The sequence below is a fragment of the Candidatus Zixiibacteriota bacterium genome, assembly GCA_040753495.1.
In the GTDB taxonomy this organism is placed as follows: Bacteria; Zixibacteria; MSB-5A5; order GN15; family PGXB01; genus DYGG01.
This window is the reverse complement of sequence record JBFMEF010000076.1, coordinates 1-8,116: the sequence shown is the minus strand read 5'-3', so window position 1 is coordinate 8,116 and position 8,116 is coordinate 1. Positions and strand designations below refer to the sequence as shown.

Below are 8,116 nucleotides of genomic sequence, written 5' to 3'. Positions count from 1 at the left end.
TGCCACAATGGTCGGGGGCAACATCATCATACCCATCGACATCAAAACCGATGCCACAATCATATCGATTATCAGAAACGGCACAAAAACCAGAAAGGCAATCTGGAAACCGGTTTTCAACTCGGAGAGAACAAATCCCGGAATCAGCACATGCAGGGGGATATCCTCCGGAGTATTCGGCTGCGGCAGTTCCGCCAGATTGACAAAGAGCGCCAGATCTTTTTCGCGCGTTTGCGCCAGCATGAACTCGCGAAAAGGAGTAATCCCTTTCTTGAAGGCTTCCTCTTTGGTGATCTTTTCTTCCAGGTACGGCTTCAACCCTTCGTTGTAAGCCTTATTTGCCATCGGGCTGATAATGAAAAAGGTCAGAATCAGGGAAAGAGATAGAATCAGCTGATTGGGCGGCAGTTGCTGGGTGCCAATCGCCTGCCGCAAGAATCCCAGCACCACCACAATCCTCACAAATGAAGTTACCATCAGTATTATTGACGGCGCCAGGGTCAGAACCGTCAGCAGAAGCACAATCTGCAGGGTGGCGGAAAGGTCCGACGGTTTGGCTGATTGCCCCAGTTCTACCGAGATTTTTGGAATTCCCTGCGCGGCGGCCGGCAGGGAGGTAATGACAGCTATTAGCGCCGTCATGACAACGATTTTAAGTTTCTTATTCATATCCTATGAATCAAGACAATCCTATTGGGCGGCGTCATGCCGCTATTATATCCGCCTATGCGGCAGGTTCGGTTTCTTCAAACTTCTGTCCGACCATTCTCCTCAGATTAAGGGTGCGATATTTCTCACGAGCATCGGAAAGAAGACTCCGGAAGCCGGTAATATTTTTGGCGGGGGTTGTTTCCTGTAGCAGGCGGGAAGTTTCTTCGGAATCGAGTTCTGCCAGAGGAGCAATGTTGTTTTCCGAACTGCCAATCAGGATGGCGCGGTCGGCAAAGCGGACCAGGGAAATCGATTTTTTCTGCCCGATATAAGTCGTCTCCAGCAGTTCCAGGAACCGCTGGTTCCGGTTCGATGAAAGTCTCTTGCCCATCATTTTTCGCAGAAGGAAAAGAAAGCCGTAAATCGCTCCTATGACCACTATCATCGCGCCGGCAAGTTTGAGGGCCGAAAGCCATGCCGACGAATTCTCCCGTTTCACCTGGACAACCGGGCTTTCTATCTGCCCGTGGCTCGACCGCACCGCAAGAGTCGGGTTTGTTTCGTTTGACGACGGCAAATCCGTCGTGGCCGGACGCAGAAAACCAAGCAGAAAAATCAGCGCGGCCAATGTCGCCACTACCGCTATCTGGATTTTCAATTTACGGTTCATCGCAGATTCTTTATTCTTTCTTCAGGCGGCATTAATTGCGTGATTCTCAACCCGAAATTCTCTTCGACCACCACCACTTCCCCCCGCGCCACGCATTTCTGGTTGACCAGAAGATCCACCGGCTCGCCGACCAGTTTATCCAGCTCGACCACGGAACCTGGTCCCAGGGCAAGAATATCGGAGATACTCATTTTGGTCCGTCCCAGTTCAATCGAAACCGGCAGGTCTACATCCATCAAGAGTTCGATATTCTGGGGAGGACGCGGTTCCCGTGAGGATGACAACTGCTGGAAATCGGCTTTTCGGGCAACCGGTCGAGGCATTTCTTCCTCTTCGCTGACTTTGCCGTCGGCGATATCTTTCAGCACATTGTCGATTGATTCCTGGCTGAGCATCGACTCGCGCGGTTCCGCGACAGGCTCTTCCTCTTCCGGAGTCGGAACCGGCTCCTGAGGGGGCATATTCTGAAGCGGCTCCTCCTGCGGCATCGCGTCGGCCGGAACGTTTCCTTGGTTCTTATCTTCCATAATTAATTCTCCTTCGATATCACCGGAAATATCTCGGTTATCTGGCACGCCCGTTTCTTGCCGGCCAGTCCCGGGCGGCAGAGGAATTTCCTGCGTCGCGCCACCAGCAATTCCACCGGTGAAGAAATTTTATTCTCGGTCGGGATTATATCCCCTACTTTTAAGTTCAGAAAATCTTTCATCTTCAATTTTGTGCGCGCCAGAATCGCCGCCAGCTCGACATTTACCACCTGTATATTTTCGCGATTGTAATCGCGGCTTTCGGTCAGATTGCGCCGTTTGGTGGCGTCAATCCAGTTCTGCGCCGAGAGTTTCCCCAGCACTGACTCCAGCGATACATAGGGATAGCAAATAGTCAGAAGCCCGGTGGTACTGAACATTTTCAACTGCAGCGATATGACTATCACCGTCTCATTTGCCGGCACAATCTGAATGAACTGCGGATTGGTTTCAAAAGAGCGCTGTTCAATGACAATCGGCACGATATTCTGCCAGGAGTCTTCCAAATCCTTATATATTTTCTGGGCAATCTTGGTCATGACCGATTTCTCGATACCGGTCAGCTCCCGCTCTATCTCCAGAATCTTTTCCCCGCCGCCGAACATTCGGTCTATAAAAGCGAAAGTCAGCGCCGGGTTGAAATCCATGATACATAGCCCTTCCAGCGGCGGCGCCGCAAAGGTATAGGTGCAAGACGGCGACACCAGTGACATGATATACTCAGAATAGTTTATCTGGTCTACGGAAATCAGGTCGACATCGACCATCGAGCGAAGCATAGCCGAGAGAGTCGAACTGATATGCCCGGCGAAATTGTCATGCATATTTTCCAGCGTTCGCACCTGGTCTTTGGAAACCCGGTTGGGATGCTTGAAGTCGTAGTTGACCACCGAGCGGACTTTTTCTGATTTGCCTACCGCCTGTTCCGCCTCCGGTTCGCTCGATGACACGGTCGAGAGAAGGGCGTCAATCTCTTCCTGGGTCAGAATCTTTGCCAATTCCGTTCTCCTGCCATTCTACTGCAATACAAAGTCGGTGAAATATACCGCCGCCAGGTCTTCTATCCCCAGCAACTGCTCCACCCGTTTCTTGATTTGAAATCGAGTTATTTCTTTCTGTTTCGGGTCGGTCAGCTGCTCAATGGTTTTGGACCCGAGAATAGTGATGAGCGCATCCTTGATGAGCGGTTTTCGTTCTTCCAGAAGTTTCTGCGTGGCCGGAGAACCGACCTCGAATCCCAGCGAAACCGAAAGGAATCTGGTGCCGCCGGTTCCGGCCGGATTAACAATTACTCCTTCCATCAGAAAAACCGAGGTCGCTCCTTCCGCGCCCTGGCTTTTTGACGACTTCTTTGTTTCCTTGCTCTGCTCTGCAACCGCCTTGTCCTCAACGTTCTTGGCAGAACCAAAAAACTTGGTGCCGACAAAATACCCCAGACCGACCATCACCAGACCTATCACCGCATATATCGCTACCGGCGGTATCTTCTTCTTCGCTTTGGCCGCTGTTTCCGGCGCTGCTTTTGCATCCGGCTCGGCCGGCTCATTACGGGGAGGCATGAGGTCTCCTTTCTATTTTCTAACGATGCTCGACCGGAGAATCGATTCCTGCCACCAGACGACGGAAATTCGCCACCCGCTTGATAATCTCATCGGGCGTCTCCTTTACCATAATCTTCTTACCATCCGTCAGGCTGATAATGGTGTCGGGAATCGATTCCACGAACTCGATCAAGTCATCGTTAATAACGATTTCGCTGTTATTTAAGCGCGTTACTTTAATCATGACGATTCAATTCATTATCTCTTCAAATTCACCAGCTCGTCCAGCATCTGGTCGGAGGTGGTGATAATGCGGGCGTTCGCCTGGAATCCGCGCTGCGTTGTAATCATGCTGGTGAATTCCTGCGCGATATCGACCGACGAAGACTCCAGCGCGCCTGAGGAAATGGTTCCTGAGACGGTTTCGCCCGCCACGCCGATTATCGCCTGCCCCGAGTTTGCCGATTCCTGATATAACGACTGTCCGGCTTTGAGAAGACCGGCGCTGTTATTGAAATCAGCCAGGACCAGCTGCGCCAGAACCCGGCTTACGCCGTTGGTGAATATGCCAAAGATATATCCGCTCTTGTCTATCGAAATGTTGTCCAGAATGCCGACGCCATACCCATCCTGCGTCAAAATCGACGCCGTATGGGGTGATGCGAATCCGGTCAAACCGTCGTACTGCCCGCTGGTGCCGGCATCAACACTGATATCAACCACCGCGGCTCCATTATTGGGATTGAAGGAAAGGGAATTGGCGCCGCCATTATAGGTGAAAGTCAAAAGCGAGCCATCGGGATTGAAGGTCACCATCCCGCTGCCGCCGCTGATAATGGTCTCATTGCCGCTGAAAGAAGCGGTCCAGGACCATTCATTGGGATTGACCGACTTGAGGAACTCAATGGTCAGCGAATGAATCGCGCCCTGAGAATCATAAACTGTAATCGATGCCGCGTGGGTGGTATCTTCGGTGGTAATCACGGCATCGCCGGCGCTCAGGCCGTTTAGACTGCTGATTTCGACACCGCCGTTACCGAGTCCGTCGATGCCGGTCGCCAGACCTGTTACATCATCGACAATGATACTCAAAATTTCCGGAGATTGAGCGGCGCCGCCGGAGGGGGTAAAGGTATCGGTGCAGACAAAGGTGTGGTCGGTGCCGTTGTTGGCGCTCAAAGTGGCGCCATTGGCGACTCCGAAAATCACGCCGACAATATTCCCGGCTGTGGCTACTCCGTTAGCGTTGAGAGTCACCGAAGAGGTCGAAGACTCAATATTGTAATCCACGCCGGAGCCGGCGCGCTCGCGAGTCAGAACTACCTCACCGCCCACCAGTTCGGCTCTAATTCCCTGGAGTTGATTGATAGCGGTAATCAGGTCATTGATTGTGGAATCGAGGGTCAGCCCCGAGACCGTCTCCACTCTTGTACCGTTATCCAGTGAAAGAGTAAATCCGGAGATATCGGTTACTCCCAGATTGCGCAGAATCATATTGCCGGAAAGAGTCGCGCCCGGAAATCCGGTGCCGTCATCACTGACATTGGCGCCGGTGAAGCTGGAATTGGTCGCCTGAGTTCCGGTAATAGCCAGATTATGTGTCCCGCCGGCGCCATTAATGGCTATGCCGGAAACGGTACTGATATTAGTCGTTCCGGCCGAAACCAGAGTGGCGCGCGAATCGCTGGCGACCGAGTTAATATTGTTTCCCAGGGCAATCTCAGTCGTGGCGCGAGCCGGATCCTGCTGGCCGAACGGCATCGTTATGTTGCCGACTGTCGCCGTCGTTCTTATCACCCCATTCTGGTCGGCCATCCGTCCCTGGACAAAAAGTCCGGTTGACGGGTCCACCAGATTGGAGTTGGCGTCAAATCCAAAAGAACCGGCACGGCTGTAGTATCGTCCCGTGTTATCGGAGAGAACAAAGAACCCTGCTCCCTGCAATGCCAGGTCAGTTATCTGTCCGGTGGTCTCCAGGCCGCCCTGCTGGAAGAGGTTATCGATGGATGCCACCGAAACGCCCAGTCCCAGCTGAATCGGATTGGTTCCGCCTGAGAGAGTGGAAGGGCGCCCGGCGCCCTTGTAGGTCTGCACCAGCGCTTCCTTGAAAGTCACCCGACCGGTTTTGAAACCGATGGTGTTGACATTGGCGATGTTGTCGCCGATTACATTCATTTTTACCTGATGGTTTCGAAGTCCCGAAACCCCGGCGAATAGTGATGCCATCATAACGGCATTTCCTCCTTACGCAACGGTAAGGCTTCCCCGTCTCGATACGGGGACCAGCCCTTCGTTTGGTTTATTGTGTTGCAAATTTTATTCATATCACAAAACAATCGCGGAATCGATGGATGTTACCACTCCTTCCCGCAGATGCTCTTTACCAAAAGCGGTTACCACCGTCCGGGTCGGAACAGAGACAACATAGGCGGAGTTGTCGTCAAGAATCAAAGTCTCGCGCGACCCTTTAGTCTCGGCTTTATCAATTGCCTGAGCAATCTGTGTCAATTTGGAATCAGAAAGCTCAATTCCGCGGGAGAAAAGCCGCTCCCGGGCATGCCGGGAGAAATTAATCCGGCAGGCGTTGGCAAGTTCCCGCGAAAAATTATCGGTTCTGTTCTTCTCCGGGCGCGGCCCGCCGTTTTTCTCGGCGGCGCTGCCCCGACTGGCAATTTCCAGAAGATTTACATTATGGTTGAAATTTTCTATCCTCATCGCAATCCTTCCTCAATTGTCACCCATATCGATGGCGCTGACATCGGCTAACGCAATCTCCAGCCCGTTTACTTTCAGGAAAGCGGAGCCATCGTGATATACCACCCCTTGCACCGTTCCGGAAACAAAGGTGGAGGGGGTAATGGTGTTGCCGGAAGCATCCTCAGCCGTAACTTCAATGGTGTAATAGCCCGATTCGGCGCGGTTGCCGGCAGAGTCTTTGCCGTCCCATTTAAGGGAATTGACCCCGGCCGGCAGGTCAACTTCCGTGAGCGTCCGAACCACTTTACCATCCGCATCCAGTATCTTGACGGTTGCTTTAGCGGCAGGGCGGTCGATCGTGAAATTTATCGCCGGCTGATTTTGCTGGTCGAGATAAACGCCGCTGTAATTGGCGGTGACACTGCGACCGATGAGCGATGTCGCCATAGTATTGTTGATAGTCTGCATCTGGAGGTAATCCCACTGCAATGCCGAGGAGAGCGATTCATTAATATTGCTCATCTGCTCCAGGGATGAAAACTGCGCCAGTTCCGCTATAAAGGACTCATCATCCATCGGATTCAGCGGGTCCTGGTTGGTCAACTTGGTTATCAGCAATTTCAGGAAATCATCTTTACCAAGTACGTTGGTTGCCTGAAACATATTCTGCTGATTGGCGCCGCCGTTAATGGAGGATACTACACCCATATTTTCTCCTATGCCACCCAGTTCACGCCGGTGGCGCTGATATAAAGTCGCTGACTGAGAGTTTTTTCAATCAATCCCGATATAGGATTGGATAAATCTCGGCTGTTGTTGCGAGACATACCGCCAGATTCGGTCGGGGAACGTCGGCCACCGAAGGCTCGCTGCCCCACCTGACCGCCTGCCAGCGATATCTGGAAGGAATCCAGCTTGATTCCCTGGCGCGACAGCTGCTCTTGGAGTTCATTCAGGTTCCCCTCTACCGCCGTCCGGGCTTCCATAGACTGCACCGTCATTCTTCCATGCAGACTGTCGCCGCTGGTGGAAAGAGTTAAACGAACCGGACCCAAATGCTCCGGTTCCATCTTAATGATGACCGTCCGCCCTGATTTCAACTCCCGGATGTCCGATTCTAAGGGGGCTGTGAACCGAACCGATTGAATATCCAGCTTTTCTGTTTGCTGCAACCGATGGTTTATCCGGCCGTCAGATGCGACCTCTTTCCCCTCTATCATCTTCCCGTTCTGCAAAACCGGTTCTGCCGCATCGGCATTAATGTCAGTTTCCGAAGCAATTTTGTTTGAGATTTCTTCTTTGTCGGACGCCTGCGTCTGGGGAATACTCTCCAGATTTTCCTTGGAGCCGAATGCCCTCTCTATTTTGCCGACATTCTGATTGGCACTTTTCGCAACGGAATTTTCCGCTGATAACGGGGATGATTTCAGCCCCGCAAATCTCAGCCGGTCGTCCAGGGGGAATGACCTCAGTGTCGCTTTATCAGTATCTAATTCTTCCGGCTCAGGCGTTTCTCCGGTGAATGAGATAACTTTTATCTCTTTCAGGTCGCGCTCAAGCGATTTCAATCGCGCCGGCAGCGGTTCGGCTGACTTGCTGACCGGATACTGCCAGGTGAGGCCGCTATCAATCAATAGCGGAGCCTGACTCTGAGCCGCTGGTTCCGGCATGGGGGCTGACAAGGGGGCGATGCCAGACTGCCTCGCGTTACGGCCATCGAACAACCCGACATTATCGGCAGTCACTGCCGACAGTGCCATTCTATTTATGAATTTTTCAGATGCCATCTTCTCGTTCACGATAAACGGCATCTCCGGCATAAACCGGCTATTTGAACTATTTAATGTGTGGCTGATATCATGATTGCTGTCATTACTCCCCTCCGCCATCGCTACTGTCTGGTCAGCGACAACACCTGTAGGAGTCAATTCGGCATTGCCGAAAGAACTTGATATCGATATCTCATTTATACTCCCCTTTAGACTCGTTATCAGACCGGATGCAAGCATCGGTTGACAGAGCAAGGAAGG

Annotated in this window: 10 protein-coding genes; all 10 read right to left on the bottom strand. The window is 52.3% G+C overall.

Going from position 1 to position 8,116, the window contains the following annotated elements; genetic code table 11:
- Positions 1 to 669 (bottom strand): flagellar type III secretion system pore protein FliP (fliP, locus tag AB1690_04930; protein MEW6014645.1); only part of this gene is annotated, 669 nt, incomplete at its 3' end.
- A gap of 55 nt (positions 670 to 724) precedes the next feature.
- A complete protein-coding gene (gene fliO, locus AB1690_04925; protein MEW6014644.1) occupies positions 725 to 1,321 on the bottom strand; it encodes a flagellar biosynthetic protein FliO in 597 nt (198 codons plus the stop codon).
- Entirely contained in the window at positions 1,318 to 1,848 is a 531-nt protein-coding gene (fliN, locus tag AB1690_04920; protein MEW6014643.1) for a flagellar motor switch protein FliN, read from the bottom strand. The genes fliO and fliN overlap by 4 nt, the downstream gene beginning before the upstream one ends.
- Positions 1,849 to 1,850: 2 nt before the next feature.
- Complete coding sequence (gene fliM / locus AB1690_04915) at positions 1,851 to 2,846, bottom strand: flagellar motor switch protein FliM (GenBank protein ID MEW6014642.1); 996 nt, start codon at positions 2,844 to 2,846, stop codon at positions 1,851 to 1,853.
- A gap of 18 nt (positions 2,847 to 2,864) precedes the next feature.
- Positions 2,865 to 3,407 carry a flagellar basal body-associated FliL family protein gene (locus AB1690_04910; protein MEW6014641.1) on the bottom strand — a complete coding sequence of 181 codons (543 nt, stop codon included), beginning with the start codon at positions 3,405 to 3,407 and terminating at the stop codon, positions 2,865 to 2,867.
- Between the two features lie 19 nt (positions 3,408 to 3,426).
- Complete coding sequence (locus AB1690_04905) at positions 3,427 to 3,633, bottom strand: flagellar FlbD family protein (GenBank protein MEW6014640.1); 207 nt, start codon at positions 3,631 to 3,633, stop codon at positions 3,427 to 3,429.
- 14 nt (positions 3,634 to 3,647) lie between these two features.
- Positions 3,648 to 5,618 (bottom strand): flagellar hook-basal body complex protein, encoded by a 1,971-nt coding sequence (locus tag AB1690_04900; protein MEW6014639.1) that lies wholly within the window; start codon positions 5,616 to 5,618, stop codon positions 3,648 to 3,650.
- A gap of 96 nt (positions 5,619 to 5,714) precedes the next feature.
- On the bottom strand, positions 5,715 to 6,104 hold the full coding sequence (locus tag AB1690_04895) for a TIGR02530 family flagellar biosynthesis protein (GenBank protein ID MEW6014638.1): 390 nt from the start codon (positions 6,102 to 6,104) through the stop codon (positions 5,715 to 5,717).
- Positions 6,105 to 6,116: 12 nt separating this feature from the next.
- Positions 6,117 to 6,794, bottom strand: a complete 678-nt coding sequence (locus AB1690_04890; protein ID MEW6014637.1) for a flagellar hook capping FlgD N-terminal domain-containing protein — start codon at positions 6,792 to 6,794, stop codon at positions 6,117 to 6,119.
- An 8-nt stretch (positions 6,795 to 6,802) separates the two neighbouring features.
- A partial coding sequence (locus tag AB1690_04885) for a flagellar hook-length control protein FliK (GenBank protein ID MEW6014636.1) occupies positions 6,803 to 8,116 on the bottom strand: 1,314 nt, incomplete at its 5' end.